Annotated in this window: 29 protein-coding genes and 2 tRNA genes; 14 read left to right on the top strand and 17 right to left on the bottom strand. The window is 65.4% G+C overall.

Annotated elements, in window-relative coordinates; genetic code table 11:
- The first annotated feature begins 20 nt into the window (after positions 1-20).
- The 5 genes from GRI48_RS09170 to GRI48_RS09150 all read left to right on the top strand — a co-directional run bounded on the left by GRI48_RS09170 (position 21) and on the right by GRI48_RS09150 (position 2,213).
- Positions 21-560, top strand: a complete 540-nt coding sequence (locus tag GRI48_RS09170; RefSeq protein WP_202389210.1) for an ExbD/TolR family protein — start codon at positions 21-23, stop codon at positions 558-560.
- A 32-nt stretch (positions 561-592) separates the two neighbouring features.
- Positions 593-1,027 (top strand): ExbD/TolR family protein, encoded by a 435-nt coding sequence (locus GRI48_RS09165; protein ID WP_160674392.1) that lies wholly within the window; start codon positions 593-595, stop codon positions 1,025-1,027.
- A gap of 219 nt (positions 1,028-1,246) precedes the next feature.
- Positions 1,247-1,699, top strand: coding sequence for an ExbD/TolR family protein (locus GRI48_RS09160; protein WP_160674389.1), 453 nt, complete (start codon positions 1,247-1,249; stop codon positions 1,697-1,699).
- Positions 1,689-2,021 carry an ExbD/TolR family protein gene (locus GRI48_RS09155; protein WP_160674386.1) on the top strand — a complete coding sequence of 111 codons (333 nt, stop codon included), beginning with the start codon at positions 1,689-1,691 and terminating at the stop codon, positions 2,019-2,021. The genes GRI48_RS09160 and GRI48_RS09155 overlap by 11 nt, the downstream gene beginning before the upstream one ends.
- Before the next feature lie 45 nt (positions 2,022-2,066).
- Positions 2,067-2,213 (top strand): hypothetical protein, encoded by a 147-nt coding sequence (locus GRI48_RS09150; protein WP_160674383.1) that lies wholly within the window; start codon positions 2,067-2,069, stop codon positions 2,211-2,213.
- On the opposite strand, the gene GRI48_RS09145 is transcribed toward GRI48_RS09150, so the two are convergent.
- From GRI48_RS09145 to GRI48_RS09125, 5 genes are read right to left on the bottom strand one after another with little or no spacing between them, the layout of a single operon-like run.
- Positions 2,214-4,685, bottom strand: coding sequence for a ligase-associated DNA damage response DEXH box helicase (locus GRI48_RS09145; protein WP_419956948.1), 2,472 nt, complete (start codon positions 4,683-4,685; stop codon positions 2,214-2,216).
- 34 nt (positions 4,686-4,719) lie between these two features.
- A complete protein-coding gene (locus GRI48_RS09140; RefSeq protein WP_160674380.1) occupies positions 4,720-5,550 on the bottom strand; it encodes a DUF2059 domain-containing protein in 831 nt (276 codons plus the stop codon).
- Positions 5,551-5,578: 28 nt separating this feature from the next.
- Positions 5,579-6,982: a phosphoglucomutase/phosphomannomutase PgmG gene (gene pgmG, locus GRI48_RS09135; RefSeq protein WP_160674377.1), complete on the bottom strand. Its 1,404-nt coding sequence runs from the start codon at positions 6,980-6,982 to the stop codon at positions 5,579-5,581.
- Positions 6,979-7,281: a DnaJ domain-containing protein gene (locus tag GRI48_RS09130; RefSeq protein WP_160674374.1), complete on the bottom strand. Its 303-nt coding sequence runs from the start codon at positions 7,279-7,281 to the stop codon at positions 6,979-6,981. Before GRI48_RS09130 ends, pgmG begins: the two co-directional genes overlap by 4 nt.
- A 5-nt stretch (positions 7,282-7,286) precedes the next feature.
- Entirely contained in the window at positions 7,287-8,099 is an 813-nt protein-coding gene (locus GRI48_RS09125; protein WP_160674371.1) for a division plane positioning ATPase MipZ, read from the bottom strand.
- A gap of 73 nt (positions 8,100-8,172) precedes the next feature.
- Here GRI48_RS09125 and panC point away from each other — a divergent pair, with 73 nt between their 5' ends.
- Positions 8,173-9,030 (top strand): pantoate--beta-alanine ligase, encoded by an 858-nt coding sequence (gene panC, locus GRI48_RS09120; RefSeq protein ID WP_160674368.1) that lies wholly within the window; start codon positions 8,173-8,175, stop codon positions 9,028-9,030.
- Here panC and GRI48_RS09115 read toward each other — a convergent pair.
- From GRI48_RS09115 to pepN, 9 genes are all read right to left on the bottom strand, one after another.
- A tRNA-Gly gene (locus GRI48_RS09115) sits at positions 9,019-9,092 on the bottom strand. The two genes, panC and GRI48_RS09115, sit on opposite strands and share 12 nt — an antisense overlap.
- Positions 9,093-9,157: 65 nt before the next feature.
- Complete coding sequence (locus tag GRI48_RS09110; RefSeq protein WP_160674365.1) at positions 9,158-9,760, bottom strand: OmpA family protein; 603 nt, start codon at positions 9,758-9,760, stop codon at positions 9,158-9,160.
- An 11-nt stretch (positions 9,761-9,771) separates the two neighbouring features.
- The gene (locus GRI48_RS09105; protein WP_160674362.1) at positions 9,772-11,661 is read right to left on the bottom strand and encodes a cation:proton antiporter; all 1,890 of its coding nucleotides are present in this window, start codon (positions 11,659-11,661) and stop codon (positions 9,772-9,774) included.
- 84 nt (positions 11,662-11,745) lie between these two features.
- Complete coding sequence (locus GRI48_RS09100; RefSeq protein WP_160674359.1) at positions 11,746-12,282, bottom strand: adenine phosphoribosyltransferase; 537 nt, start codon at positions 12,280-12,282, stop codon at positions 11,746-11,748.
- Between the two features lie 76 nt (positions 12,283-12,358).
- Positions 12,359-13,216, bottom strand: a complete 858-nt coding sequence (locus GRI48_RS09095; protein WP_160674356.1) for a cytochrome c1 — start codon at positions 13,214-13,216, stop codon at positions 12,359-12,361.
- Positions 13,217-13,237: 21 nt separating this feature from the next.
- The gene (locus tag GRI48_RS09090) at positions 13,238-14,530 is read right to left on the bottom strand and encodes a cytochrome b (RefSeq protein ID WP_160674352.1); all 1,293 of its coding nucleotides are present in this window, start codon (positions 14,528-14,530) and stop codon (positions 13,238-13,240) included.
- A 25-nt stretch (positions 14,531-14,555) separates the two neighbouring features.
- Positions 14,556-15,125 carry a ubiquinol-cytochrome c reductase iron-sulfur subunit gene (gene petA, locus GRI48_RS09085; RefSeq protein WP_160674349.1) on the bottom strand — a complete coding sequence of 190 codons (570 nt, stop codon included), beginning with the start codon at positions 15,123-15,125 and terminating at the stop codon, positions 14,556-14,558.
- A gap of 203 nt (positions 15,126-15,328) precedes the next feature.
- Positions 15,329-16,096: a peptidoglycan editing factor PgeF gene (gene pgeF, locus GRI48_RS09080; protein ID WP_160674346.1), complete on the bottom strand. Its 768-nt coding sequence runs from the start codon at positions 16,094-16,096 to the stop codon at positions 15,329-15,331.
- Complete coding sequence (gene pepN, locus GRI48_RS09075) at positions 16,089-18,749, bottom strand: aminopeptidase N (protein ID WP_160674343.1); 2,661 nt, start codon at positions 18,747-18,749, stop codon at positions 16,089-16,091. Before pepN ends, pgeF begins: the two co-directional genes overlap by 8 nt.
- A 51-nt stretch (positions 18,750-18,800) precedes the next feature.
- On the opposite strand from pepN, the gene GRI48_RS09070 reads away from it, so the two are divergent.
- Positions 18,801-19,604: a Rossmann-fold NAD(P)-binding domain-containing protein gene (locus GRI48_RS09070; protein WP_160674340.1), complete on the top strand. Its 804-nt coding sequence runs from the start codon at positions 18,801-18,803 to the stop codon at positions 19,602-19,604.
- Here GRI48_RS09070 and GRI48_RS09065 read toward each other — a convergent pair.
- A complete protein-coding gene (locus GRI48_RS09065) occupies positions 19,588-20,532 on the bottom strand; it encodes a DMT family transporter (RefSeq protein ID WP_160674337.1) in 945 nt (314 codons plus the stop codon). The genes GRI48_RS09070 and GRI48_RS09065 overlap by 17 nt on opposite strands.
- Positions 20,529-21,524, bottom strand: coding sequence for a threonine aldolase family protein (locus tag GRI48_RS09060; protein WP_160674334.1), 996 nt, complete (start codon positions 21,522-21,524; stop codon positions 20,529-20,531). Before GRI48_RS09060 ends, GRI48_RS09065 begins: the two co-directional genes overlap by 4 nt.
- 48 nt (positions 21,525-21,572) lie before the next feature.
- On the opposite strand from GRI48_RS09060, the gene GRI48_RS09055 reads away from it, so the two are divergent.
- On the top strand, positions 21,573-21,878 hold the full coding sequence (locus tag GRI48_RS09055) for a GNAT family N-acetyltransferase (RefSeq protein WP_160674331.1): 306 nt from the start codon (positions 21,573-21,575) through the stop codon (positions 21,876-21,878).
- Positions 21,879-21,915: 37 nt separating this feature from the next.
- Here the strand turns inward: GRI48_RS09055 and GRI48_RS09050 are convergent.
- Positions 21,916-21,990: transfer RNA gene (locus GRI48_RS09050), tRNA-Thr, on the bottom strand.
- 91 nt (positions 21,991-22,081) lie between these two features.
- Between GRI48_RS09050 and GRI48_RS14185 the strand changes: the two genes are divergently transcribed.
- From GRI48_RS14185 to GRI48_RS09025, 6 genes are read left to right on the top strand one after another with little or no spacing between them, the layout of a single operon-like run.
- Positions 22,082-22,234, top strand: a complete 153-nt coding sequence (locus GRI48_RS14185; RefSeq protein ID WP_202389209.1) for a hypothetical protein — start codon at positions 22,082-22,084, stop codon at positions 22,232-22,234.
- A 38-nt stretch (positions 22,235-22,272) separates the two neighbouring features.
- Entirely contained in the window at positions 22,273-22,959 is a 687-nt protein-coding gene (gene gpmA / locus GRI48_RS09045) for a 2,3-diphosphoglycerate-dependent phosphoglycerate mutase (RefSeq protein ID WP_160674328.1), read from the top strand.
- Positions 22,960-22,962: 3 nt separating this feature from the next.
- On the top strand, positions 22,963-23,460 hold the full coding sequence (gene purE, locus GRI48_RS09040) for a 5-(carboxyamino)imidazole ribonucleotide mutase (protein WP_202389208.1): 498 nt from the start codon (positions 22,963-22,965) through the stop codon (positions 23,458-23,460).
- Positions 23,457-24,509 carry a 5-(carboxyamino)imidazole ribonucleotide synthase gene (locus tag GRI48_RS09035; RefSeq protein ID WP_160674325.1) on the top strand — a complete coding sequence of 351 codons (1,053 nt, stop codon included), beginning with the start codon at positions 23,457-23,459 and terminating at the stop codon, positions 24,507-24,509. Before purE ends, GRI48_RS09035 begins: the two co-directional genes overlap by 4 nt.
- Positions 24,506-25,024 (top strand): dihydrofolate reductase, encoded by a 519-nt coding sequence (locus GRI48_RS09030; RefSeq protein ID WP_160674322.1) that lies wholly within the window; start codon positions 24,506-24,508, stop codon positions 25,022-25,024. Before GRI48_RS09035 ends, GRI48_RS09030 begins: the two co-directional genes overlap by 4 nt.
- Entirely contained in the window at positions 25,021-26,217 is a 1,197-nt protein-coding gene (locus tag GRI48_RS09025) for a dipeptidase (protein ID WP_160674319.1), read from the top strand. Before GRI48_RS09030 ends, GRI48_RS09025 begins: the two co-directional genes overlap by 4 nt.
- Positions 26,218-26,221 lie beyond the last annotated feature (4 nt).

Genomic DNA, 26,221 nt, shown 5'->3' with positions numbered 1-26,221 from the left:
TTGACGAATAGGACTTAATCATGGCGATTTCGACAGGCGGCGACGGCGGCGAGACGCCGATGTCCGACATCAACACCACGCCGCTCGTGGACGTGATGCTGGTGCTGCTGATCATCTTCCTCATCGCGGTTCCGGTTGCGATCCAGACGATCGAAAAGCTCGAGATTCCGATCATGGAATCGATCGAATCCAAGGACAAGGTCGAGAATCTGCTGATCACGGTCACCACGACCGATGCGGAGGGCCGGACTGCCGGACCCATCCGTAGCGGCTTCAGCGGCGCGACCCGCGACGGTGCCTGCAGAATCTACCTCAACAACACCACTCCGGTGGATTCGACGGAACTCTACGACCAGGCATTCGAACGTCTCGATGCCATCGTGCAGCGGGCCGGCGGACCCGAGGCGATCATGGAAGATCCCGACCAGATCCCGCAGGTCCACATCCGCGGTGACGTCAACGCTCCGTGGCGCTGCGTCGCTGGCGCGATCTACAACGTGCAGGCCGCGGGCTATCCCACCATCGGCTTCATTTCCAACCCGGTCGACCCGAACGGTTGATCGGCGAACCAAGACTTCAGGAGTAAACCACCATGGCAATGTCAGGCGGCAAGGACGATGGTTCGCCGATGATGGAAATGAACACGACGCCGTTGATCGACGTCATGCTCGTGCTCCTCATCATGTTCATCATCACCATCCCGGTGGCGACCCACGCGGTGAACATCGATCTTCCGGCACCTTCCGACGCGCCGGACAACGTCGATGTCGATCCGATCAAGAACAAGCTGGTGCTGACGCGTAACGGCGAGATCCTCTGGAACGCCGACACGATCAACCAGAACCAGCTCGTTTCGCTGCTCCAGGAATCGACCACGATCAACCCGGAGCCGGAACTGCAGTTCGAACCCGAGCCGGAAGCGAGCTACGACCTCTCGGCACGTGTGCTGAACATCATCAAGGGATCGGGCGTCACCAAGTTCGGCTTCGTCGGCAACGAGAAGTACCGGACTTTCGACAAGGAATAGTCCTTCGCCTTCCAGCGAATGATCCTCAATCAAGAAGGGGGCGGAGCGATCCGCCCCTTTTTTTATGCGGGTCGGATGAACTTCGGGCGGGTACGGCGACGTTGGATGGCGCCTTCTGCAAGCGTGCGCGCGAGCCCGCATCGTCAGAGGCACTTTACAGCCCCGCACCGCCATGTAATGTTATCTCACAAGGGTGGATCATCAGCTCGGGAGAGAGCCATGACCTACGTTTCCACCCGTTCCGTCGACAGCCACCGCCGCGCCGCTGGGTTCGATCGACCCATCGGCGAAATCAACACGACACCGCTGATCGACGTCATGCTGGTGCTGGTCGTGATGTTCATCATCACCATTCCGATCGCCACGCACTCGCTGGAGATTCCCTTGCCGAACGGGGCGGCGAGCCTGCCCGTCGAAGCAGCAAACACCGTGTCGATCGATGCTTCGGACCGGCTTTACTGGAACGGCAAGCCACTTACGCGCCAGGAACTGCTCAACCAGCTGGCGGCCACGACAAGCCTGCCCGAGCAACCCCTGCTCCGCTTCGAACCCGATCCGGATGCCAGCTACGACCAGTCCGCCAGAACCATCGCGCTGATCAAGGATTCGGGCGTGGACCGCTGCGCTTTCATCGGCAACGAACGATACAGGGAGTTCGCGCGTGGCGAGTAGGCGCGGGGCGCGGGGGCGCGCATTTCTGCCTTTCGATCACGGGCAGCCGATCGCCACCATCGGCCTGGCGCCATTTGCCGGCATCCTGCTGACCGTGATGCTCGTTTTCGCCGCGCTGCGTCCGCCCGTGCAGCACGCGGTGCTGGTCGACCTGCCGGCCCCGCCCTATCCGGGCGAGATCGGGGTCCTCTCGCCGCCGACCAACAAAATCATCATCACACGCGATGGGCAGGTCCTGTGGAATGCCGCCCCGGTGTCGGACGCGCAGCTCGCCGATATCCTGCTTTCCGTGGCGGACGACAATCCGCAGCCCTCGCTATAGTTCGAGCCTGCTGGCGATGCGCCATATGGTCGCGCGATAGCGGTGATGGAGCAGGTTCGCCGCGCGGGCCTGCTCGACCGATGCTTCCGCTTCAGCGGTGTCGCGCGCTACCGGAACTACGAGAAGGCCCCCGATCCCGAAGAACTCCTTACCGGCGAAAGGCGCGGCTGCGCGCCCTATTACGGCTACTGATCAATCACCCTCGAGATCGAGCGGCACGTCGACCCGCATCGCTTCGCCTGCGAGTGTCTCGGCTTCGAGCAGCAATTCGTCGTCCACCGCGCCTTGCGGCATGGCCTCGCGGCCGATCATCGTCATCACCGGTACCGCGAGCGGGCTTACCCGATCGAGCTTTACATGGACGAGTTGCTCGGCCGAACGCTCGAGCAGGTTCGCCAACCGCCCGACGTCGGTCAGCCGCGCGCGTGCGTCGGCCCAGGCCGCTTCGAGGAGCACGTGGTCCGGCTCGTACTTACGCAGCACGTCGTAGATCAGGTCGGTCGAGAAGGTAACCTGCTTGCCGGTCTTGCGCTTGCCCGGATGCTGACGCTCGACCAGGCCCGCGATGACCGCAACCTCGCGAAACGCACGGCGCAGCAGGTGCGATTCCTGCACCCACTCGATGAATTCATGGCTGAGGATATCGGGCGAGAGCAGCGGCGCCGGATCCTCCACCTCGCGCAGCCCCCAGACCGCGAGCGAATAGTCGTTGGCAACGAAGCCGCCCGGGACCAGCCCGCGATCCTCCATCCGCCGCGTTATCAGCATGCCGAGGCTCTGGTTCGCGTTCCAGCCCTCGAACGTGTAATAAACGCTGTAGTGCTTATTCGCGTGGGGGAAGCTCTCGACCAGCAACTGCCCCGGCCCCGGCATCTGGCTGCGCCAGTCCTGCACCTCGAGCCATTCGCGCACATCGTCCGGAAAGCGCGACCAGCTGGCCCGGTCGACCAGCATCTCCCTCACCCGCTCGGCCAAGTGGGTCGTCAACGGCAGGCGCTGTCCGCCGTAAGAGGGGATGGTCGCAGACTGCTTGGCTGCACGCACGATCACGTCCATGTCCTTCACCTGCTCCACCTCCAGGCTCATGCCCGAGAAGAAGAAGGTGTCGCCATTCGACAGCGAGGCGGCGAAGCGCTCTTCCACCTTGCCCAACTGCCGGCCGTTGCGGAAGCGCACGGTGAGCATTTCGGAATCGACGATGATCCCGGCGTTGAGGCGGTGGCGCGCGGCATGCTCGGGGTGGCTCAGGCGCCACACGCCATTCCTGTCGCGCACGATCCGCTTGAACTTGTCGTAGGCGCGCAGCGAATAGCCCCCGTTCTCGACAAAACCCAGCACGCGTTGCCAGACCGCCTCGTCGACCCACGCGTAGCTCAGCGAGGAGCGCACTTCGGCCAGCAGCTCCTTCTCGTCGAAAGGCGCGGCGCAGGCGCAGGCCATGACGTGCTGCGCGAGCACGTCGAGCCCGCCTGGGCGGAAGTCCTCGCCGTCGCGCTGCCCCTCGTCGACCGCATCCTTGGCCGCGGTCGCCTCGAGAAATTCGAAGCGGTTGCCCGGGACCAGGATGGCCCGGCTGGGCTGATCGAGCCGGTGATTTGCGCGGCCGATCCGCTGGAGCAGGCGCGAGGACCCCTTGGGTGCCCCCATCTGGACCACGCAATCGATGTCCCCCCAGTCGACCCCGAGATCGAGACTTGCGGTCGCCACGAGGGCGCGCAGCTCTCCGCGGGCCATCGCTCCTTCGACCTTGCGGCGCGCTTCCTTGGACAAGGAACCGTGGTGGACCCCGATCGGCAAATTGTCGTCGTTGATGTCCCACAACAGCTGGAAGATGAACTCGGCGAGGAAGCGCGTATTGGTGAATACCAGTGTCGTGCGGTTCTTGCGGATCTCCTCGTAGAGCTGCGGGATGGCCCAGCGCCCGGCATGGCCGCCCCAGGGCACGCGCTCCTCGTCGGGGAGCAGGATCTCGACCTGCGGCTCGGCCCCTTCCTCCCCGATGACGAGTTCGACGGTGTCGATCTCGCCCCACGGGGCGAGCCACTCGCGAAAGCTCTCCGGATCGGCCAGCGTTGCCGACAGCGCCACGCGCTGCATGTCGGGCGCGATCGCCTGGAGCCGCGACAGGGCGAGCGCGAGAAGATCGCCGCGCTTGCCGGTGGCAAAGGCGTGCACCTCGTCGATCACGATCCGCTTCAATCCTGCAAACAGGTCCAGGCTTTCCGGATAGCTCAGCAGCAGGGAAAGCGATTCGGGCGTGGTCAGCAGGACGTGCGGCGGCTTGGTACGCTGGCGGCGCTTGCGGTCGGACGGCGTGTCGCCGCTGCGTGTCTCGATCCTCAGCGGCAAGCCCATCTCCTCGACCGGCGTCACCAGATTGCGCTGCACGTCATGGGCGAGCGCTTTGAGCGGAGAGACGTAGAGCGTGTGCAGGCCTTCCGGCGGCTTGGCGTCACCCAGCCGTGTCGGCGTGAAGTCGGCCAGTGTCGGCATGAAGCCGGCCAGCGTCTTGCCCGCGCCCGTATCCGCCACCAGCAAGGCGTGCTTTCCCGCATCGCTCGCCGCCAGCATTTCCGCCTGGTGCCGCCGCACGCGCCAGCCGCGCGCGTCGAACCACGCGGTGATCTCCGGCGGAACGGCTATGGGATCGGGCGCCTGCATCATGCTTCAAGCGATGCAGGCGGCACTTCGGTTCCGCTCAGTCGCTCGAGCCACTGTCCATCGGCTTCGGCGGCTTGACGACATCCGCGAGCTTGGCGGGCCTGACCTTGAGGATCTGCGCCAGGCGCGTGCGCTCCTGTGCCGTCAGGTCCTTGTACGCGCGCTCTTTCGGCAGCGGGTCCATTGCCTGCTTCATCGCGCTTTCCATGTCGCCGAAACCGCTCATCATCGCCGGAATCGCCTGCATGCTGGCCTGCATCACCTGCGGATCCATGAACAGGGCCATCGACTGGCTGGCATAGGTGCTGCCGGTCGGCGTCGCGAAGAACGCGGCGATGTCAGCGAGCTGCGCTTCGTCGAAGCGGACCGCGTAAGCCTTCGACAGGCCTTCGCGCATCGGGTCTTCCATCTGCGCGAACATGCCGCCCATCTTGCCGGTCATCACGTTCACGATCGCATCGACCCGCCGATCGTAAGCCGGGTCGAGCATTTCGACCGCTTCCAGCTTCGCTGCCTCGTCGAGCCCGGCGAGCGTTTCCTGGTCGACGTCGAGACGCGCGCCGAGAATGAACTCGGGCGTGGCGAATGCCGACATCATCGGCCGCATCGTCTTGTCCATCATCTCGCGCATCATTTTCGAATAGAAGCCGTCGGGCATGATCTGCGCCACCACCGCGCTGGCCTCGGGCAACCGCTCTTCCTGCTCGGCGGTCAGCGGTTCCGCCTGAAACAGGCCGCCAAGCAGAGAGGCGACCTTATCCATCTGCGCCTGCGCTTTGGGATTTAAATCTGCCTCGTCCCGCGCCACGGCCGGCATCGCCATGCCGAGCGCCAGCGTTGCGGTTGCCAGTATCAAAAGTCTGCGCATCGAAATCCCCCTCGATATGTGAATGGTGTCAGTGGCCCACGCTCTCGCCGCGTTTGAGCCCTGACAGGGCAAGCTGCTCGTCGATCTGCGCCATCAGGCGGGCGAGGCCCTCCTCGCTGTCGCTTTCGGCGCGCGCCACCAGAACGTCCTGCGTGTTCGACGCGCGCAGCAGCCACCAGCCGTCATCCGTGGTGACGCGAACGCCATCGGTGCCGTCCACGTCGGCCGGACTGTCCGCCAGCCGCGCCTCGACCTCGGCGATCGCGGCAAACTTGCGGCTCTCGTCCACCTGGAACCGCATTTCGGGAGTGTTGATCATGCCAGGCATTGCAGAGCGCAACTCGGTGACCGACCTGCCCAGCCGCGCCGCGGCGGCAATCAGCCTGACGCCGGCATACAGCGCATCGTCGAAGCCGTAATATTCGTCGGCGAAGAAGACGTGGCCGCTCATTTCGCCCGCCAGCGGCGAGGAAACCTCTTTCATTTTGGACTTAATCAGCGAATGCCCGGTCTTCCACATCAGCGGGGTCCCGCCGTGCGCCGCGACATGGTCGAACAGCGCGCGGCTCGCCTTGACGTCGGCGATGATCGTCGCGCCCTTGCGGGTGGCGAGCAGGTCCTCGGCATAGATCATCAGCAGCTGGTCGCCCCAGATGACCCGGCCTTCCCCGTCGATCGCGCCGATCCGGTCGCCATCGCCATCGAATGCCACTCCGAAATCAAGGTTCTTCTCCGCGACGAGCGCCTTCAGGTCGGCAAGATTGGCCTCAACCGTCGGATCGGGATGGTGATTGGGAAAGGAACCGTCGACATCGGTATAGAGAAGCACGTGCTCTCCGGGGAGCCGCTTGGCCAGCGCTTCGAGCGCGGGTCCGGCGGCTCCGTTGCCAGCGTCCCAGCCGACCCGCAGGCCAGAGAGGCGATCCGCATCGATCCCGTCCAGCCCGGCGAGCAGGCGTTCGACATACTCGTCCATGATCTCGCGCGTCTCGACTTCTCCGACGCCGTCGACCCAGTCGCCGGCCGCGGCGATCTTGCCGAGCGCCTGGATGTCCTCCCCGAAAAACGGTCGCCCCTGAAATACCATCTTGAAGCCGTTGTAATCGGGGGGATTGTGGCTGCCTGTTATCTGAATGCCGCCGTCCACCTCTTCGGTTGAGGCTTCGGCGTAATAGAGCATCGGCGTTGCCGACATACCGATCCGCACAACGTCGCAGCCGCTGCCGGTAAGGCCCTCCACCAGCGCGTGCTCGAGCATCGGCGAACTCGTCCGCCCGTCGTACCCGACCGCGACTTTCGATCCGCCGGCGCGCCGCAACAGCGTTCCGAAACTGCGGCCGATCGCGCGCGCGTCGTCGGGGCCGAGTGTCTCGCCGATAACTCCGCGGATATCGTATTCGCGCAGGATGGTAGGATCGAAAGCGTGGCTCATGGTCTGGGTCTGTCTCCGGGCTCGGGCAACTGGTTGAGCAACAGGTCGCGGGCGTCGTTCGCCTCGTGCACCTGCTGGTTGGTGCCGCCACGATCGGGATGGACCATGGCGATGAGCCGCCTGTGCGCCTCGATTATGTCGTTGCGGCTGGCGTTCGCTTCGACGCCGAGCAGCTTGCGCGCCCTAGCGAGGGCCTGCGATCTCGTGTCAGGTCCGCGCAGGTAATCCCACGGCCACTTGCCGGTCGCCCACCGGACGACCACCGATATGACTGCGGCGATGACCAGCAGGCGCAACATGGCTGTCAGGCGAGCTCCAGCTGCGGTTCGCGCTTGCCCGGCATGGGCAGGTTCAGCGAATTGAGCAGCGAGCGCAGTTCCTGCCTCGCGACGAGGTGGCTGGTGCCCAGCTCCCCCAGGTGCCCCTTGTCGAGCAGCGTCAGCCCGCTGGGGAACAGTTCGCGGTAGATCACGCGCTCCGACAGGCCCTGCGCGACGCGGAAACCGACACGCTTCGAGAGTTCGCGCAGCGCCTGTTCGATGCGAACCATGTTGCGCGCCTCGACGTGGCCGGTGCGGTTGCGCACGACGACCCAGTCCATTTCGCGCCGCTGCTGTTCGATTGTCGCCCGGCTGCGCTTCAGCCGCGCTTCCCAGATCAGTTCGGCATAGAAGCTCAGCCGCTTGACCTTGAAGCTGTCGCCTTCGACCTGGCCGATGAGGTCGAAATCCACGAAACTATCGTTCATCGGGGTGACCAGCGTATCCGCCTCGGTTGCGGCATGGCGGGCGAGCTCGTCGTCGCGACCGGGTGTGTCGAAGACGATGAAGTCCATCCCTTCTCCGAGGCGCGCGACCCGTTCCTCCAGCTCCTGCGCAGTGCCGCCGTCATGCACTTCGCAGGTCGCGCCGGGCAGGCTGATGCCCCGCTTGTTCTCGGTCTCTGCCCGGTTTTCCAGATAGCGGTGCATCGTGCGCTGGCGCGGATCGAGATCGATCGCCGCAACTTTCGCGCCCTGATAGGCCAGGGCCATCGCAACATGGACGGCGGTGGTCGACTTGCCGGTTCCGCCTTTCTCGTTGGCGAAGACGATGCGGTGCGGGGCGGACGATGACACGGGGCTTGCTGCTTTCCAGAACTGAATGAGGCGGTTATCGGGATCCCCCTGTCCTTATCGGAGCCGCTGCCTCATGCAAACCGTCTCGACCCTCCCCGACCTGCGCCAGGCTGTGGACGAATTACGCGCGGACGGAGCAACGCTGGCGCTGGTGCCGACCATGGGCGCCTTGCACGAAGGGCACCTGACGCTTGTGCGCGAGGCCGCGCGCCATGCAAGCCGGGTCGCCGCATCGATCTTCGTGAATCCCCGCCAGTTCGGAGCGAACGAGGACCTCGATGCCTATCCGCGGCAGCTCGCACGCGATCAGGAACTGCTCGCCAGAGAAGGCGTGGCCTTGCTGTGGGCCCCAACGCCCGAGGCGATTTACCCGCACGGCTATGCGACCAATGTCTCGGTCGCAGGCGTGAGCGAAGGCCTGTGCGGCGCGGACCGGCCGGGTCATTTCGACGGTGTCGCGACCGTGGTCTGCAAGCTGTTCAACCAGGTCCGCCCCGACATGGCTTTCTTCGGAGAAAAGGACTGGCAGCAGCTGGCCGTCATCCGCCGCATGGCGCGCGACCTCGACCTGACCATGCCGCACGTCGATGCGATCCATGGCGTGGGAATCGTGCGCGAAGACGACGGCCTCGCGATGAGCAGCCGCAACGCCTATCTCTCGCCCGGCCAGCGGGCCGCGGCGGCGAACCTGCCGGCAGCGATGAGGGACGCGATCGCTGCCTTGCGTTCCGGAAGCGCGCTTGCCCCGACACTCGCCGCGCTGGAGGCACATCTGCTGCAGGCCGGCTTCGACAGTGTCGATTATGCCGAACTGCGGGACGCGGATTCCATCGCCAAGTTGGGAGAGGCCACGGACACGGCGCGTTTGTTCGTCGCGGCGCGGATCGGCGGCACGCGGCTGATCGACAACATGGAAGTCTGGAGCGGGTAAGGGGAATCGAACCCCTCTAGCCAGCTTGGAAGGCTGGAGCATTACCACTATGCTATACCCGCTCGCGTCGGCGCGAAGCGCTTTCCTTCATCGGGGCAGATTCGTCAACCGTCGCGGTTGCTTCCGCCTATTCGGCCGCAGTGGCCGCGTCGCGGGCTTCCGCCGCCTCGTCTTCTCGCACGCCGGCCGGAACCTGCGAGCGTTCGGCCTTCTTCGGCAATTCGATCGTGATATCGACCCGGCGGTTGAGCGCGCGACCCTGCTCGTCGGGTGAACCGTCGAGATGCGCGTTGGGCGCGATCGGTCGCTGCTCACCCAGCGGGATGATCGTGAAACGCTCCGCCTTGGCGCCATTGTCGACCAGCCAGTCCCGGACCACTTCGGCTCGCGCCTCGGATGCGTCCAGATTGGCCTGGTCGTTGCCTTCCGAATCCGTGTGGCCGCGCAGCACGATCTTTCCGCCGGCCCGGTACTGCGGCGAAGCAAGCAGTGTGGCGAGATCGGCCCGGGCGGCTTCGCCCAACTCGCCCTCGCCGTCGGGGAAGCCGATCCGCATCTGCAGCGGCTCCAGCTTTTCTTCCGGCTTTTCGGGCTGTTCGACGTCGGGACGCAGGATCGACACCGGTTCGCCCGGAGTCGTTGCGGTGGGCATGGGTGCGGGCTCGCTATCGCCACAGGCGGCAAGGCCGACGGCGAGCGTGGCGAGCGTGATCGTGGCTAGAGTTCGCATGGTTTCCCCTCTCATGCGGGCTGCGGGTCCGCATCGCCTTGCGGCTTACGCTTGGCGGCGCGGTCCTGCGCGGTTTTTGTCTGCGGCGGGCTGAATGACAGCACGATGTCGCCGGTGCGCGGCTCGGGCCGCGCGGCGTGGGTGAAGAAGCGCAGATTGCCGTTCTCGCGCAGCAGGAGCAGCATGTGCGCCTCGTGCGGGAGCGATTCCTGCGCGTCCTCGAAATCGAATTCCTCGGACAATTTGGTCTTGCGGAAGACCCAGCCCTCGGCCTGCCGGTCGTTCACGTCGGAAACGCCGAACCCGGATTCGAACAATGCGCGCCCGCGCAGGCTTTCGGGCAGAGCGTGCTTGTCGTCTTCCTCGACGTTGTCGCCGAGCTGGTAGACCGAATCGCGCCCGATCTCATAGGCGAACTCGTTGCACACGAGCGCGTTGTAGGCCTCGTTGTCGGTTGCCGCGACCAGCACCTGGAACGGTGCCAGGTCGAGATTGTGCTCGGTCGCCTCGTTCAGGATCTCGCCGTGGTAGAAGGGCAGGCCCGCGCGGCGCGCCGCGGCCAGCCTCTGCCAGCTCGGGTCGACGACCATCACCGGCGCCTTGAGTGTCTGCAGTTCCTTGGCAAGCGCGATCGACCACGGCGTCGAGCCCACGATGAGCAGGCCGGGACGGGACGAGCCCTTCAGGCCGAGCAGGCGCGCGGCCAGGTCGATGGTGAAACCATGTGCGACGATCGTCGCCACGACGACCGCGAAGCTCAGGCCGATCAGGACATTGCCGTCGGCGTAACCGAGGTCCGCCAGGCGCAGTGCGAACAGGCCGGAAATGGCGACCAGAACGATACCGCGCGGCGCGATCCAGGCAACGAACAGCCGCTCGTTCCACGGCACCGAAGAGCCGAGCAGGCTGATCAGAACCGTCAGCGGCCGCACCAGGAAGAGCAAGGCAAGCAGGAACAGCAGGAAGCGCAGGCCCGCTTCACCGCGCGGGTCGAGGTAATACAGCTCGTTCCAGTCGAGCGAGGCGGACAGCAGGATGAAGATGCCCGAAACCAGCAGTACGGCGACATTTTCCTTGAACGGATGGATGCTCCGCAGGCTGGTGACGCCCATGTTCGCCAGCGCCACGCCCATCACTGTGACCGCGACGAGGCCTGCCTCGTGCTCGATCTTGTTGGAAACCACGAAGACGCCGATCACCACGATGAACAGCACCGGGACTTTGAGATATTCAGGGATCACGCCTCGCGGGAACGCCCAGGCGATGGCGCGCGCCGCGACATAGCCGATCAGGCCGGCGAAAGCCGCCGCGAGGATCAGCGGCAGAACGACCTCGATCACTCCCGCGCCCGGCTGCTCCGACACCTTGCGGAAGTATTCGTAGGCGATGACGGCGCAGAGCGCGCCGGTCGGGTCGTTGACGATCGATTCCCACTTCAGGATCGAGGCTGGCCTCGTCTGCACATTGCTTTGGCGCAGGAGCGGGAGAACCACCGTCGGCCCGGTCACGATGAGGATGCCGCCGAACAGGACCGCGACCGGCCAGTCGAGCCCGCCGATCTGGTTGGCGGCCAGCGCGCCGAGTGCCCAGCCGACGAGTACGCCGATGGTTGCAAGCCGCCAGACCGCATTGCCCGAATGGCGCAATTCGCGGAAATCGAGGCTTAGCCCGCCCTCGAACAGGATCAGCGCGACGCCGATGCCGATCATCGGCTCTAGCAGTTCGCCGAAGGTCGCTTCGGGGTCGAGCAACTGGAAGCCGAAATAGCCGGTAACCGGCCCGGCGATGAACCCTGCGGCCAGCATCAGCACGATGGCAGGCCAGCCGGTCCGCCACGCAATCCATTGCGCACCGATACCGAGGACGCCCACGAGGGCTATGACAAGTGCCTGTGATTCCATGTTGAGTTCAGGTCAATCCCACCTCTTGGCCTGATTAGCAAATGCGCGGGCGCCGGTTTCTATCCCGGATGCGCCGAGGACGGGTCAGTCACCTTCGAATTCCATCAGCGTTTCTACAGCCACACCTGCGCCGCGCAGCCGGTCCGCGCCGCCCAGATCGGGCAGGTCGATGACGAACGCCGCGAGTGGCACCCGGGCGCCCGCCATGCGCAGCAGTTCGACCGCGGCCAGCGCAGTCCCGCCGGTTGCGATCAGGTCGTCGACGATGGCCACCTCGTGCCCTTCGCCGATAGCGCCGGGGTCGATTTCCAGCCGATCGGTGCCGTATTCGAGAGCGTAATCGACGCCGATGGTCTCAATCGGCAGCTTGCCCGGCTTGCGAACCGGGATGAAGCCGATGCCCAGTTCGATCGCCACTGCCGCACCGAAGATGAAGCCGCGCGCTTCCATGCCGGCGATCGCGTCGGCTCCGGCGGCATCGCAGCGTTCGGCCAGGTGACGCACGGCATGCTTCAGACCAGCGCCGTGACCGATCAGCGTGGTGATGTCGCGGAACTGGATCCCCTTCGCAGGGAAATCCGGCACGGTGCGGACCAGCGCCTTCAGTTCATCGGGCGTCATGTGCGTCCCCCAAAAGCAAACGCCCCTCGCATCGCAGGGATGGAGGGGCGTTGCATTACAGTCGCTGTGCTGGAGATCAGTCTTCCCGGCGCGGCTTCACGGCGGACCAGATCTGCTTCTTCGACAGGTAGGCGAGGATCGTCGCGAAGATCAGGAAGCCGAGCACGGCCCAGCCGGTCTGGCGGCGCTTTTCGAGCTTGGGCTCCGCAGTCCAGGCCAGGAAGGCCGAAACGTCCTTGGCCATCTGGTCGATGGTCGGTTCGGGATTGCCCGGCGCATAGGTCACCTGGCCATTGCTGGTCAGCGGCGGCGCCATCGCGAGGTTGAGGTTCGCGAAGTAAGGGTTGTGGTGCAGGCCCGGTCCCGGAGCGGAGGCGGGGAATTTCTTCACCAGCTCGGCGCTCGGCTCCTGGTAGCCGGTCAGCAGCGAATAGACGTAAGCCGTACCGTCATGCCGCGCCTTGGTCATCAGCGACAGGTCCGGCGGGATCGCGTTGTTGTTCGCCGCGGCCGCGGCGACATTGTTCGGATAGGGCGACGGGAAGTAGTCGGTCGGCGTACCGGGACGGGTCGTCGCCTCGCCGGTATTCGAATCGATGCCTGGCACCTGGAACTGGGCCGACAGCGCCTTGACCTGGCCTTCGGTGTAACCGAGGGCGCTGAGATCGCGGAACGCTACGTACTTCAGGCTGTGGCAGGCCGAGCAGACTTCCTTGTAGACCTGCAGCCCGCGCTGGAGCTGGGCCCGGTCATATTTGCCGAACAGGCCATCCTGGGCGAAGGACACTTCCTTGGGATGCTTGTGGAATTCATGCTCGGCGGTTTCCGGCTTGAGTTCGCCATCGGAAATGACCGTGGTCAGCCCGGTGAAGAAGGCGAACACGACCACGACCGTGAAGCCGAGACCGACGAGGGCGGAGATGATGCGGATCATGGGTCTTACTCTCTCTCGTCCTCAGACCGCCGGTTCGGCGTTCTCGCCGAGAACCGGCGTCTTGTCGGAATGCAGCACTGCATCGGTGATCGAGCGGGGCAGCGGTTCGGTGCGTTCGGCACGCGACAGCAACGGCAGGATCACGAGGAAGTGCAGGAAGTAGTATGCGGTCGCGATCTGGCTGAGCATCACGTAGGGCTCTTCTGCCGGAGCGCCACCGCAGTAGAACAGCACCGCCATGGTCGGGATGAGGCCGAACCAGAAGAACTTGCGGAACGTCGGGCGATAGTGACCCGAGCGCACCGGACCCTTGTCGAGCCACGGCAGCAGGAACCAGATCAGGATGGCGGCGAACATGGCGAGCACGCCCCACAGCTTCGCCGGGAGGATGAAGTCCACGGTGAAGGCACGCAGGATCGCGTAGAACGGCCAGAAGTACCATTCGGGCACGATGTGCGCAGGCGTCGAGAGCGGGTTCGCCTCGATGTAGTTGTCCGGATGGCCGAGGAAGTTCGGCAGGAAGAACACCATGATCGAGAAGAGGATCAGGAAGACGCCCAGCCCGAAGCCGTCCTTGGCCGTGTAGTAGGGGTGGAACGGCACGGTGTCGCTTTCGCTCTTGATCTCGACGCCGGTCGGGTTCGACGAGCCGGGAATGTGCAGCGCCCAGATGTGCAGGATCACGACGCCCGCGATCACGAAGGGCAGCAGGAAGTGCAGCGAGAAGAAGCGGTTGAGCGCGGCATTGTCGGGCGCGTAGCCGCCGAGCAGCCAGATCTGGATCGGCTCGCCGACCAGCGGGATCGCGCCGAACAGGCCGGTAATCACCTTGGCACCCCAGAAGCTCATCTGGCCCCACGGCAGGACGTAGCCCATGAAGCCGGTGGCCATCATCAGCAGGAAGATGACCACGCCGAGCAGCCAGATCATCTCGCGCGGGGCCTTGTACGAGCTGTAGAAGAAACCGCGGAAGATGTGCAGGTAGATGACGAGGAAGAAGAAGCTCGCGCCGTTGGCGTGCATGTAGCGCAGCATCCAGCCCCAGTTGACGTCGCGCATGATGTGCTCGGTCGAAGCGAAGGCGACTAACGCGTTCGGTGCGTAATGCATCGCGAGGATGACGCCGGTGACGATCTGCAGCACCAGGCAGAACCCGGCGAGGACGCCGAAATTCCACATGTAGTTGAGATTGCGCGGCACCGGGTAACCGGCACCGACGGCGTTGTAGACGAGGCGCGGCAGCGGCAGCTTCTCGTCGAGGAAGCGCGTCACCGGGTTGGTCGGAGCGTAATGCTTGGCCCAGGGAAAACTCATGGTCGTCTCTCTCGTTCTCTCAGGCTCAGCCGACGACGACGGTCGTGTCGGAGGTGAATTCGTATTCCGGAACCTCGAGGTTCAGCGGCGCCGGGCCTTTGCGGATACGGCCTGCGGTATCGTAGTGCGAACCGTGGCACGGGCAGAAATAGCCGCCGAATTCGCCGCGCGGCTCGCCTTCGGCAGCGCCCAGCGGCACGCAGCCGAGGTGGGTACAGACACCCATGGTGATGAGGACGTCGTTGTGACCTTCCTTGGTCCGCTCTTCCAGCGTCTGCGGATCGCGCAGCGAGCTGGCCGGGGTCGCGTTGGCCTCGTCGATCTCGCGTGCCGTCAGGCGGCGGACGAACAGCGGCTGCTTGCGGAAGATCGCCTTGATCGCCTGCCCTTCCTCGATCGAGGAGATGTCAAGCTCGGTCGAACTCTCGGCAAGCACGTCGGCCGACGGGGCCATCTGGCTGATGAGCGGATAGACGACCGCGAGGCCGCCTACGCCCGCAGCGCTGATCGCCGCGATATTGATGAAGTCGCGCCGCCGGACCCCGTCGTCGCCCGCAAGCGTCTCGGGAGCCGTGGTGCCAGTCGTTTCAGCCATCAGACTTTGCCTTGCCCTGCTTCTTTTGATGCGCAGAAAGACCCCTGCGTCATCTTATCGGAACTGTCCGTCATCCTGTCGCGCGCATGTGCGACCCTCGAAGGGATGCCGGTTTGGGCGGGCTGATAGCTGCAAAGGTGCCGCATGCCAACCGTGTTTTGGGAACGATCCGTTCGGTTTCGTGCAACCTTGCGGCAATGCCTCTAGGGCAGGCCTATCACGCTCAGCTGCCTGCCGTAGGTCGGCTCGCGTCGATGCGTGGCGCGCCGGTAGGAATAGCAGCGCTCCTCCTGCACATAGGTGTCGATGCCGAGATCGTCGATCCGACCGATTCCGCCGGCTTTCAGCCTGGCCGCGACATAGCCCGGCAGGTCGAACTGCCAGTGCCCCGCACGCCCCTCCAAGAAGAATCGATCGTCGGATGCAGTGAACTCGGTGCGGAAATCATCCGCGACCTCGTAACTCGGCTGCGCGATCGTCGGCCCGATCGCCGCGACGATCCGCGAAGGCCGCGCGCCCAGCCGCTCCATCGCGGCAAGCGTCGATTCGAGCACCCCGCCATGTGCGCCGCGCCAGCCGGCATGGGCCGCGGCGACCACCCCCGCCTCGCGGTCGGCGAGCAGCACCGGTGTGCAATCTGCGGTGAGGATGCCCAGCAGGATGCCGGGCCGGTCGGTGACCACGGCATCGGCTTCGGGCCGCGCATCGTCGGGCCAGGCCTGCTCGACGAGGACGGCGGTCGGCGAATGCACCTGGTAGGGCCCGACCAGAGGGGCGCCCGGTAGCACTGCCTCGACCACGCGCCTGCGGTTTTCCGTTACCGCGAGCGGATCGTCGTTCGCGCCGAACCCGCAATTGAGCCCTTCGACCGCGCCACTGGACACGCCCCCGCGGCTTCCGAAGAAGCCGTGCGGCACGTCGCCTAGCGCGTCGCTGGTCCAGCGCGGGGGTTCGCCCGACGGCTCAGCCAAGGCTGCGGCTGACCTGCTCGTAGGTGTCGCGGCTCAGCTTGTCGGCATTCGCTATCCGCTCGAGCTGCTCGCGCATGAGCGCCGACCGGCCCGCCTCCAGCTTGCGGAAGCGACCGAGCGGCGGGACGAAACGCGCCGCGGTCTGCGGATTGAGCGGATCGAGCTCTAGGATCAGGTCGGCAATCATCCGGTAGCCCTCGCCGCTCGCATCGTGGAACCCGTGCGGATTGCCCGCGAAGGCCATGTAGAGCGAGCGTACGCGGTTGGGGTTCTTCATCGTGAAGTCGGGATGCTCGGCCAGCGCCTTGACATGTTCCACGACCGAGGGATGCAGCGAGCTCGCCTGGATCGCGAACCACTTGTCGATCACGAGGTCGTTGCCCTTGTAGCGATTGTAGAAGTCGAGCAGTCTTCCGGTCCGCGCGGCCGTGCCGGTCATCCCGGCCAGCACCATGAGTGAGCCCTGGCGGTCGGTCATGTTGTCGGCGGCATCATATTGCGCGGCCGCCATGTCGGCGGCCTTCTCCGGTGCGCCCGCCGCGAGATAGACGAGCGCCTGCGTCTTCACCTTGCGGCTGCCGCGCGCTTCCTGGCTGAAGCCGAAGGGGATCGCGCTTGCGCGTTCGTGCAATGCCACCAGGTCGCTTTCGAGCGCAGCACCGATATGCGCCTTGAGCGCTTCGCGCTCCGCGAATATCCGGCCCGGATCCGCCGCCTCGATCTGCTCGGCGATATAGGTCTGGCTGGGGAAGAGCATCAGCTCGCCGCGCATCGTGTCCTCGAGCGCGTCGTCGGCAAGGATGGCGGCGAAGGCGGAGGTGATGTCCTCGCGGGCGGCGGACTTCGCATCGTCCGCCAGCCCGTCGCCGGAGGCGGCAGCCACGAGATGCCCTACGACCAGATCCTGAAACGCCTCGTAGCGGGCGAAGGGATCGTCGTCGCGCGCGGCGAGGAAGACGAGATCCGCATTGGAAATCTCGCGCTCGATCGAGACCGGGGCGGAGAATCCGCGGTTGATCGACAGCACCGGCTGATCGCCGACATTCTCGAAGACGAAGCTGTCCTGCGCCTTGTCGAGCACGATCAGCCGCTCTTCACCGAGGGTCCCGCTGGCGCGATCATGGACCGCCACCTTGAGCGGGATCGGCATCGGCTGCTTGTCCGGCTGGCCGGGTGTCGGCGGCACCGTCTGGGTGAGCTTGAGCACCGCGCGGCTTGCGTCCGGCACCAGTTCGGCCTTGATCTTCGGCGTGCCCGCCTGGCTGTACCACAGGCGGAATTGCTGCAGGTCGAGACCCGCGCCATCCTCGATCGACTTGACGAAGTCCTCGCACGTCGCGGCCTCGCCGTCGTGCCGGTCGAAATAGGTGTCGGTCCCGACACGGAACTTCTCGGGGCCGGCCATGGTGCGCATCATGCGGATCACCTCGGCGCCCTTGTTGTAGATCGTGCTGGTATAGAAGTTGCTGATTTCGCGGAAGGAATCCGGCCGGATCGGGTGCGCGAGCGGACCCGAATCCTCTGGGAACTGGACTCCGCGCAAGACGCGCACGTCCTCGATCCGCTTGACCGCCTCGCCCTGCATGTCCTGGCTGAACAGCTGGTCGCGCAGCACGGTGAAGCCTTCCTTGAGGCTCAGCTGGAACCAGTCGCGACAGGTGATCCTGTTGCCCGACCAGTTGTGGAAATACTCGTGCGCGATCACGCCCTCGATCCCGTCGTAATCGCCGTCGGTCGCGGTTTCCTCGTCGGCCAGCACGTATTTCGTGTTGAAGACGTTGAGGCCCTTGTTCTCCATCGCGCCCATGTTGAAGTCGCTCACCGCGACGATGTTGAACAGGTCGAGATCGTATTCGCGACCGAACACCTCCTCATCCCACTCCATGCTTTTCTTGAGCGAGCGCATGGCGTGGTCGGTGCGCGGCAGATCGCCGTCGCGGACCCAGATGTTGAGATCGACCTTGCGGCCGCTGCGTGTGGTGAAGCTGTCCGAATTGGCGACCAGATCGCCTGCAACGAGCGCAAACAGATAGCTCGGCTTGGGCCAGGGATCGTGCCATTCGGCCCAGTGCGTGCCGTGCTCGCCTTCGCCGTTCGCCGTGTTGTTGCCATTGCACAGCAGGATCGGGAACTGTGCTTTCGGACCGCTCATCCGCACGGTGTAGGTCGACAGGACATCGGGCCGGTCGGGGAAGAAGGCGATCCGGCGGAAGCCCTCGGCCTCGCACTGCGTGCACAGCATGCCGTTGGAAGCGTAAAGCCCCATCAGCTGGGTATTGGCCGAGGGATCGATCTCGGTGACGATGCGGACCGTGTGTCTGTCGGCTGGAAGCGTCACGATCAGCGTCTCGCCATCCATCGCCCAGCTGTTGGCGGCTTGTCCGTCGACTTCGACCTCGACCGGTTCGAGCCCGTCGCCGTTGAGCCGCAAGTGCGGCGAGGCTTCAGCATCGGGATTGCGCTCGACGTCCAGTGTCGCGACCACGCGCGTCTTCTCCAATCCGAGCGCGAAGTCGAGATGGGTCGTCGGGACCAGCCACGCGAAGGGCGTGTAATCCTCGCGCCGGATCAGCGGTGGCTGCTTGGGCTCGGGCGGCGCGTCCGCCATCTGCGGGTTTCCGTCGGCGGTGGCGGGTGTGTTGGCTATGTCCATGGTTCTCGATCTAGTGGCTTTGTCGCGCGGTTCCAGCAATAGAACGCGGCCATGGCGAATCTGTTCATTTTCGGGCTGGGGTACACGGCCAGCCGGATTGCCGGTGCGATGCGCGAGCATGGGTGGCATGTCGATGCGACCGGCAGCGACGGAAACATCGATTTCGCGGACGCAACTGCAGTCGAGAGCGCCCTGCAAAAGGCCAGCCACGTGCTGTCGAGCGTACCGCCCGACCGTTCGAGCGGGCTCGATCCGGTCCTCGACACCTACTCATCGAGAATCGGGCAGTCATGGCTCGGCTACCTGTCCTCGACCGGGGTCTATGGCGATGCAGGCGGCGCCTGGGTCGACGAAAGCTCGCCGATCGGGACCGGGCGTCGCTCGGCGCGCAGCGAGGCCGACGAGGAGTGGCTGAAGATGGGTGCGCGGGTGTTCCGGCTGCCCGGGATATACGGGCCGGGACGCAGCGCGCTCGACCGCGTGCGGGACGGCAAGGCGCACCGGATCGACATGCCCGGACAAGTGTTCAGCCGCATCCACGTGGACGATATCGTTCCCGGGGTGGTCGCGGCGATGACCGGCGATGCCCCGCCCGGTGCCTACAATCTCGGCGACGATCTGCCGGCCAGCCACAACGCCGTGACCGAGGAAGCCTGCCGCCTGCTGGGCACAGCGCCGCCACCGCTCCAGACGATGGACGAGGCGGGCCTCAGCGACATGGCGCGGGGCTTCTATGCCGAGAACCGCCGCGTGGCGAACGCCAAGGCGAAGCGCGTGCTCGGCTGGGAGCCGCGCTATCCCACCTATCGCGAAGGTTTGGCAGCGCTCGCAGCCGGACTCACGGTTCGGGAGTAGCCCGGCGCGGCGGCGGCGCGCTGCGGGTCCGCATTGCCACCACCATGCCGACCAACGTGATGGCCGCTCCTGCGGCAGGCAGCGGACCCCACACGAAGCCTTCGAACAGTGTCGACAGGATCATTGCCACCACCGGCACGATCACCGAGCTGTAGGCAGCCGTCCCCGCCCCGACCTTGCGCACCAGTCCGTAATAGAGAGGAAAGGTCACGACCGATCCGGCGAGGCCGAGATAGACCACGCCCAAGGCATAGGAAGGCCGGGGATCGAATTGCGGCGGACCTTCGAGAAGCAGCGCGACCACCGCATTGAGCACGGCCCCACCGAGCATCGACCAGGCAAGCAGCGTGAGCAGCGGCTGGCGCTTGGCCCCGTCGGTTGCCTGGAGGATATTGGCGAAACTGGCCGACAGGATGCCGCCGATACACAGCGCAGCGCCAAGCAGCACTTCGCCGAGCGTTGCGGGCGAGGCGCGATATTCCTGCGCGAACAGCATCGCCACCCCGATCGCCGCGATCGAGGAACCGACGACGAACTCGCGCCGGATCGGCTGGCCGAGGTAGATCTTGCCGAGCACCGCGTTCGGAACCACCAGCAGCGAGAAGATGACCGCGACCAGCCCCGAGGTGACGTAGCCTTCCGCCCGGTATACGAAGCCGAAATTGAGCGAGAACTGGAATACCGCGAGCGCCAGCACCCACTTGCCCGCGCCGGGCAGCAGGCGGAACGGCTCGCCGCGCAGCTTCGCCAGCGCGAACATGCCGGCCGAGGCGACGACGAAGCGATAGCAGATCGACCAGGTCGGCGGGACGCTCGAGATCTGGTCGCGGATGACGAGCCAGGTCCCGCCCCAGATCAGGCTGACGAGCAGAAAGGCTGAAAGATTTTTCGGGGCGAGTAGGCTCTCCGAACCGGACGAGCCGCTCATAGGCCGGCGATTGCCTTGGCGAGCGCGGTCGCGTCGTCCTCGCGGGTGTTCCATGCAGTGACGAAGCGAGCGGCATCGGCGCCCCAGTCGTAGAAACCGAAGCCCTGCCCGCGCAGCGCCTCGCGCTCGGCGGCAGACATCGTCACGAACAGCTCGTTCGCTTCGACCGGGTGCATCAGCCGCTCGCCGCAAGCCGACGCGATCTCCGCTGCCGCCGCGTTGGCCTGCTGCGCGTTCTGCAGCCACAGGTCGCCCTCGATCATCGCGAGGAGCTGCGCTGCAAGAAAGCGGCCCTTGCTCTGCAGATGCCCGGCGCGCTTGCGGCGATAGCGTGCAAGATCGGCAGCAGTATCGTCGCGGAAGACGATCGCCTCGGCACTCATCGCCCCGTTCTTCACGCAGCCGAAACTGAGCGCATCGGCCGGCCCCATCGCCTCGGCGGGCGAGCAGCCGAGGAAGGCGACGGCATTGGCAAACCGCGCGCCGTCGACGTGAAAGCCGAGCCCGCGCTCCTTTGCCAGCGCGCCGATCGCCGCGAGTTCCTGCGGGCGATAGCTGCGCCCGTACTCGCTCGCCTGCGTGACCGAAATCGCATGCGGCTGGACCTGGTGGACATCGTCGCGGATCGGATCGATCGCTGCGCGAATGCCGTCCGGCGTCAGCTTCGCGCCCTCGCCCGCCACGGTGAGCAGCTTGGCGCCGTGGAGGTAGAAGCCGGGGGCACCGCCCTCATCGACCTCGATATGCGCTGCCTCGTGACACATGACCCCGCCATGCGGCTGGCACATGGTCGCCAAGGCAAGGCAGTTCGCGGCGGTTCCGGTCGCGACCCAGAGGACCGCCACCTCCGCCTCGAACAGGCCGGAAAACCGCTCGTCCAGCGCCTGCGACACGGCATCGCCGTCGTAAGGCGAATCGGAATTGTCCGCGGCGCGCATCGCGTCCCAGACCTGCGGGTGCACGGAGGCTGCATTGTCGGAGAGGAATTGCATCGGAACGCCATGGCCGCGCCGCTCGTTTCACGCAAGAAGGAGCATTCCATGAGCGATACGATCAGCATTACCAGGACCAACGAGACCACGCATGGCGCCTATTACGCCGAAGTCGAAGGGGCCGACCGGAAGGCCGAACTGACCTGGCAGGCGCGCGGCGAGGCGCGGATCGCCGACCATACCTTCACCCCGCCGGAAGCGCGCGGCAAGGGCATTGCCGCCAAGCTGGTGGAGGCGCTCGTCGAGGATGCGAAGAGCGAGGGTTTCAAGATCGTGCCGCAGTGCCCTTACGTCGAGGCGCTGTTTCGCAAGCACCCCGAATGGTCGGAGCTGCGCGCCGATACACCGAGCTGAGGCAGTCATCGAAGTGGAGTAGCGGTGCGACGAAAAATGGTGCTGCTGGGGAGGATTGAACTCCCGACCTCACCCTTACCAAGGGTGCGCTCTACCACTGAGCTACAGCAGCACATCGTCGGAACGGCGCGCCTATTGTCGTGCACCGCTGCAATGTCAAGCAAGGCTTGAGCTTCGGCGACGTCGCGGGCAAGGCATTTCGCATGTCGCACGATGCCAGCAACAAAATGTCGCGCGAGGAGCGCCTGGCAGCCAAGCTGCGCGAGAACCTGCGTCGCCGCAAGGCCCAGTCGCGCGCGATGGACGCGCCGGAAGCGGCGGAAAGCGCCCTTCCCAAGGACGATTCGGTTAGCTAACGAAGCGTGCTCCCACACCGCCTCCCGGAGCTGGAAACTTGCCCAAACTCATTCTCGTCCGCCACGGCCAGAGCCAGTGGAACCTGGAAAACCGGTTCACCGGCTGGTGGGATGTCGACCTGACCGACAAAGGGGTCGCCGAAGCACGGGCCGCCGGAGAATTGCTGAAGGACAGGCAGGTGCTTCCGACCCGCGCGTTCACCAGCTTCCAGACCCGCGCCATCAAGACGCTCCATCTCGCGCTCGAAGGCTGCGAGCGGCTGTGGATCCCGGAGATCAAGGACTGGCGGCTGAACGAGCGGCACTATGGCGGGCTGACCGGGCTGGACAAGCAGGAGACGCGCGACAAGCACGGCGACGAACAGGTCCACATCTGGCGCCGCAGCTTCGACGTGCCGCCGCCCGACATCGAACCGGGCAGCGCCTACGATCTCTCTTCCGATCCGCGCTATGCCGGGATCGACGTGCCGAAGGCGGAAAGCCTCAAGCTGACCATCGAGCGGGTGCTGCCATACTGGCAGAGCGCGATCCTGCCGGTCCTCGCTTCCGGCGAGACGGTGATCATCTCGGCCCACGGCAATTCGCTGCGCGCGCTGGTCAAGCATCTATCGCAGATCTCGGACGACGATATCACCGGCCTCGAGATTCCGACCGGCCAGCCGATCGTCTACGATTTCGACGACGCGATGCAGCCCGGCGAACGCTACTACCTGAAGGACAGCTGAGACATGGCCGCAAGCAAGGTCGCCATCGTGATGGGCAGCCAGTCCGACTGGGAGACGATGCGCTGCGCCGCCGAGGTGCTCGAGGAGCTCGGTGTCGAAACCGACGTGCGGATCGTCAGCGCGCATCGCACGCCCGACCGGATGGTCGCTTTCGCCAAGGCCGCCCAGGCTGACGGGATCGCGGTCATCATCGCGGGCGCGGGCGGCGCGGCGCATCTGCCCGGGATGATCGCGTCGATGACGCATCTCCCGGTGCTCGGGGTTCCGGTGAAATCGAAAGCCCTCAAGGGCATGGATAGCCTGCTCTCCATCGTCCAGATGCCGGCCGGCGTGCCGGTCGGAACGCTGGCGATCGGCGAGGCGGGTGCCACCAATGCCGGCCTGCTCGCGGCATCGATCCTGTCGATCGGCGACGAGGCACTGGCCAGCCGGCTCGTGGCCTGGCGGCAGGCGCGCAGCGATGCCGTCGCCGAGCGGCCGAAAGACCAGATGCAGCGATGATCCGGCAAGGGAGGACGATCGGCATACTGGGCGGCGGCCAGCTCGGCCGGATGCTCGCAATGTCCGCCGCACAGCTCGGCTATCGCTGCAGCGTCTTCACGCCCGAGCGCGAGAGCGTAGCGGGCGAAGTCTGCGCCGAGACGATCTGCGCACCGTGGAGCGATGCACAGGCCTTGCAGGATTTTGCCGCGACGTGCGACGTGATCACGCTGGAATTCGAGAACGTGCCGGTCGGTCCGCTCGGCCCGCTCAAGGACAAGCTCTACCCGCCGGCCAGGGCACTGGAAGTCGCGCAGGACCGGCTCGAGGAAAAGCGCTTCGTCGAAGGGCTCGGCGGCAAGCCCGCCCCCTACCATCCGGTCAACACGCAGGAGGATCTTGTGGCAGCGGTCGACCGGATCGGTGCGCCCGGCATCCTCAAGACGCGGCGCGACGGGTACGACGGCAAGGGTCAGTGGCGGCTCACCACTGCGCGTGATGCCGATGCGATCCGCCTGCCCGGGCAGCCTACGATCTACGAGGGTTTCGTCCGCTTCGAAGCCGAATTCTCGGTCATCTGCGTTCGCGGCCACGACGGCGAGGTTCGCTTCTGGGACAGCGCCCGCAACGAGCATTCGTCCGGCATCCTCGCCCGATCCTCGCTCCCCGCCCCCGCCATCGTCGGTGAACAGGTGGTAGAGTCGCGTGCGCTGGCGGCCAGAGTCGCCGAGGCATTGGGCTATGTCGGTGTGCTGACGCTCGAATTCTTCGCCACCGCCGAGGGACCAGTGTTTAACGAAATGGCCCCGCGGGTGCATAATTCGGGGCACTGGAGCATCGAGGGCGCGGCAACCAGCCAGTTCGAGAACCACATCCGCGCCATCTGCGGCCTGCCACTGGGGGAAACCACGACGATCGCCGACGAGGTTGAGATGGACAATGTCATCGGGTCCGCGATCGACGCCGTCTTCGACCGGCTGCCGGAGCCCGACACCCACGTCCACGTCTATGGCAAGATGCGGGCGAGCGATGGCCGCAAGATGGGCCATGTCACGAAGCTGGTCCGATGACGGGCGAGCCGGAGATCTTCTGCATCTATGCACGGGCATCGAACGGGGCCATCGGCAAGAACGGCCAGCTTCCCTGGCACATTCCCGATGACCTGAAGCGGTTCAAGGCGCTCACCATGGGAGCACAAAGCCGCGGCGTTCCGATGATCATGGGGCGCAAGACCTTCGAGAGCTTCCCCAGCCCGCTGCCCGGCCGGCGCCATATCGTGCTGACTCGCCGCGAACGCTGGGATTCGACCGGTGCCGAAGTCGTCCGATCGGTGGAGGAGGCGCTCGCCAGGGCGCGGCAGGACAACGACACCGGCCAGATCGCGGTGGTCGGCGGTTCGGCGATCTACGATGTCTTCCTGCCATTGAGCCGGCGCGTCGAATTGACCGAGGTGCATGCCGAGTTCGACGGCGATACCTTCATGCCGCCGCTCGGCCCGGAATGGGAAGCGGTCGCGCGCGAGGACCGGCCGGCAGACGGCGGGAAGCCGGCCTTTTCATGGATCACGCTGGAGAGGTCGACATGAGAAAAAGACGCGGCAGCATCTGGACCTGGGTCTATTTCGGGATCTTCGGCCTCGCCGCCGCCTTCTTCCTGCTCGGCCCGACACTCGCCGAGCGATCGATGAACAGGATTTCCGGCATCGAACTGCCCGAGGTCTCCGACGAGGCCCGCGCGCTCCATGCGAGCCTGACCATCGTCGACCTGCATTCCGACACCTTGCTGTGGGACCGCAACATGCTGGTCGGCGCGAGTCGCGGACACATGGACGTGCCGCGCCTGATGCGCGGCAACGTCGCGCTGCAGGTCTTCTCGAGCGTGACGAAATCGCCGCGCGGCCAGAACTACGACAGCAATTCGAGCGAGGCGGCGGACAATATCACCCCGCTGGTGATCGCGCAGATGCAGCCGATCGAGACCTGGACTTCGCTGCTGCAACGCTCGCTGTTCCACGCCAAGCGGCTCGACCAGGCGGCCGCCGGTTCCAAGGGCGTGCTGCGAAAGATCGAAACCCCCGCCAATCTCTCCTACCTGCTCACCGCGCGCGCCGCTGCCGAGCGCCAGGAGATGCTCAAGCCCGTCGGCGCCATGCTGTCGATCGAGGGAATGCACGACATGGATGGCGACATCGCCAATCTCGATCGGCTTTACGAGGCGGGCTTCCGCATGGCCTCGCTCACCCATTTCTTCGACAACCAGCTCGCCGGATCGATGCACGGCGAGGCCAAGGGCGGGCTGACCGATCTCGGCCGCGAGGTCATCCGCGCGATGGAGGCCAGGGGAATGATCGTCGACATCGCGCATTGCAGCCACACCTGCGTCGCCGAGATCCTGGCGATGGCGACCCGCCCGGTGGTCTCGAGCCACGGCGGCGTACAGGCGACATGCGACGTCAATCGCAATCTCACCGACGAGGAACTGCGCGGCGTGGCGGCGACCGGTGGAGTGGTCGGCATCGGCTACTGGGAGGGGGCGATCTGCTCGACCGAGCCAGCCGATATAGCCAGGGCGATGAAGCATGTCCGAGACACGATCGGAATCGACCATGTCGCGCTGGGCAGCGATTACGACGGCTCGACCGAAGTGGCCTTCGATACCGCGGGCCTGGTCCACGTGACGCAGGCACTGATGGATGCCGGATTTTCCGAAAGCGAGATCCGCGCGGTGATGGGGGGCAATGCGCTGCGTGTCATCAAGGCCGGGCTGCAGCCCAAATGAGGTG

This window comes from Qipengyuania oceanensis, from assembly GCF_009827535.1.
GTDB classification, from domain to species: domain Bacteria; phylum Pseudomonadota; class Alphaproteobacteria; order Sphingomonadales; family Sphingomonadaceae; genus Qipengyuania_C; species Qipengyuania_C oceanensis.
The sequence above is the reverse complement of the archived record's forward strand: the minus strand, read 5'-3'. Positions and strand labels throughout refer to the sequence as shown.

Excerpts from the sequence above, each read along its gene's own strand:
- GRI48_RS09095 (WP_160674356.1), bottom strand. The coding sequence starts at position 13,216 with ATGATCCGCATCATCTCCGCCCTCGTCGGTCTCGGCTTCACGGTCGTG.
- GRI48_RS09070 (WP_160674340.1), top strand. The coding sequence starts at position 18,801 with ATGGCGAATCTGTTCATTTTCGGGCTGGGGTACACGGCCAGCCGGATT.
- GRI48_RS09140 (WP_160674380.1), bottom strand. The coding sequence starts at position 5,550 with ATGCGCAGACTTTTGATACTGGCAACCGCAACGCTGGCGCTCGGCATG.
- GRI48_RS09060 (WP_160674334.1), bottom strand. The coding sequence starts at position 21,524 with ATGCAATTCCTCTCCGACAATGCAGCCTCCGTGCACCCGCAGGTCTGG.
- GRI48_RS09170 (WP_202389210.1), top strand. The coding sequence starts at position 21 with ATGGCGATTTCGACAGGCGGCGACGGCGGCGAGACGCCGATGTCCGAC.
- pepN (WP_160674343.1), bottom strand. The coding sequence starts at position 18,749 with ATGGACATAGCCAACACACCCGCCACCGCCGACGGAAACCCGCAGATG.
- GRI48_RS09165 (WP_160674392.1), top strand. The coding sequence starts at position 593 with ATGGCAATGTCAGGCGGCAAGGACGATGGTTCGCCGATGATGGAAATG.
- purE (WP_202389208.1), top strand. The coding sequence starts at position 22,963 with ATGGCCGCAAGCAAGGTCGCCATCGTGATGGGCAGCCAGTCCGACTGG.
- GRI48_RS09105 (WP_160674362.1), bottom strand. The coding sequence starts at position 11,661 with ATGGAATCACAGGCACTTGTCATAGCCCTCGTGGGCGTCCTCGGTATC.
- GRI48_RS09065 (WP_160674337.1), bottom strand. The coding sequence starts at position 20,532 with ATGAGCGGCTCGTCCGGTTCGGAGAGCCTACTCGCCCCGAAAAATCTT.
- panC (WP_160674368.1), top strand. The coding sequence starts at position 8,173 with ATGCAAACCGTCTCGACCCTCCCCGACCTGCGCCAGGCTGTGGACGAA.
- GRI48_RS09055 (WP_160674331.1), top strand. The coding sequence starts at position 21,573 with ATGAGCGATACGATCAGCATTACCAGGACCAACGAGACCACGCATGGC.
- GRI48_RS09130 (WP_160674374.1), bottom strand. The coding sequence starts at position 7,281 with ATGTTGCGCCTGCTGGTCATCGCCGCAGTCATATCGGTGGTCGTCCGG.
- GRI48_RS09030 (WP_160674322.1), top strand. The coding sequence starts at position 24,506 with ATGACGGGCGAGCCGGAGATCTTCTGCATCTATGCACGGGCATCGAAC.
- GRI48_RS09145 (WP_419956948.1), bottom strand. The coding sequence starts at position 4,685 with ATGATGCAGGCGCCCGATCCCATAGCCGTTCCGCCGGAGATCACCGCG.
- GRI48_RS09100 (WP_160674359.1), bottom strand. The coding sequence starts at position 12,282 with ATGACGCCCGATGAACTGAAGGCGCTGGTCCGCACCGTGCCGGATTTC.
- petA (WP_160674349.1), bottom strand. The coding sequence starts at position 15,125 with ATGGCTGAAACGACTGGCACCACGGCTCCCGAGACGCTTGCGGGCGAC.
- GRI48_RS09090 (WP_160674352.1), bottom strand. The coding sequence starts at position 14,530 with ATGAGTTTTCCCTGGGCCAAGCATTACGCTCCGACCAACCCGGTGACG.
- pgmG (WP_160674377.1), bottom strand. The coding sequence starts at position 6,982 with ATGAGCCACGCTTTCGATCCTACCATCCTGCGCGAATACGATATCCGC.
- GRI48_RS09160 (WP_160674389.1), top strand. The coding sequence starts at position 1,247 with ATGACCTACGTTTCCACCCGTTCCGTCGACAGCCACCGCCGCGCCGCT.
- GRI48_RS09035 (WP_160674325.1), top strand. The coding sequence starts at position 23,457 with ATGATCCGGCAAGGGAGGACGATCGGCATACTGGGCGGCGGCCAGCTC.
- GRI48_RS14185 (WP_202389209.1), top strand. The coding sequence starts at position 22,082 with ATGTCGCACGATGCCAGCAACAAAATGTCGCGCGAGGAGCGCCTGGCA.
- GRI48_RS09110 (WP_160674365.1), bottom strand. The coding sequence starts at position 9,760 with ATGCGAACTCTAGCCACGATCACGCTCGCCACGCTCGCCGTCGGCCTT.
- GRI48_RS09025 (WP_160674319.1), top strand. The coding sequence starts at position 25,021 with ATGAGAAAAAGACGCGGCAGCATCTGGACCTGGGTCTATTTCGGGATC.
- GRI48_RS09150 (WP_160674383.1), top strand. The coding sequence starts at position 2,067 with ATGGAGCAGGTTCGCCGCGCGGGCCTGCTCGACCGATGCTTCCGCTTC.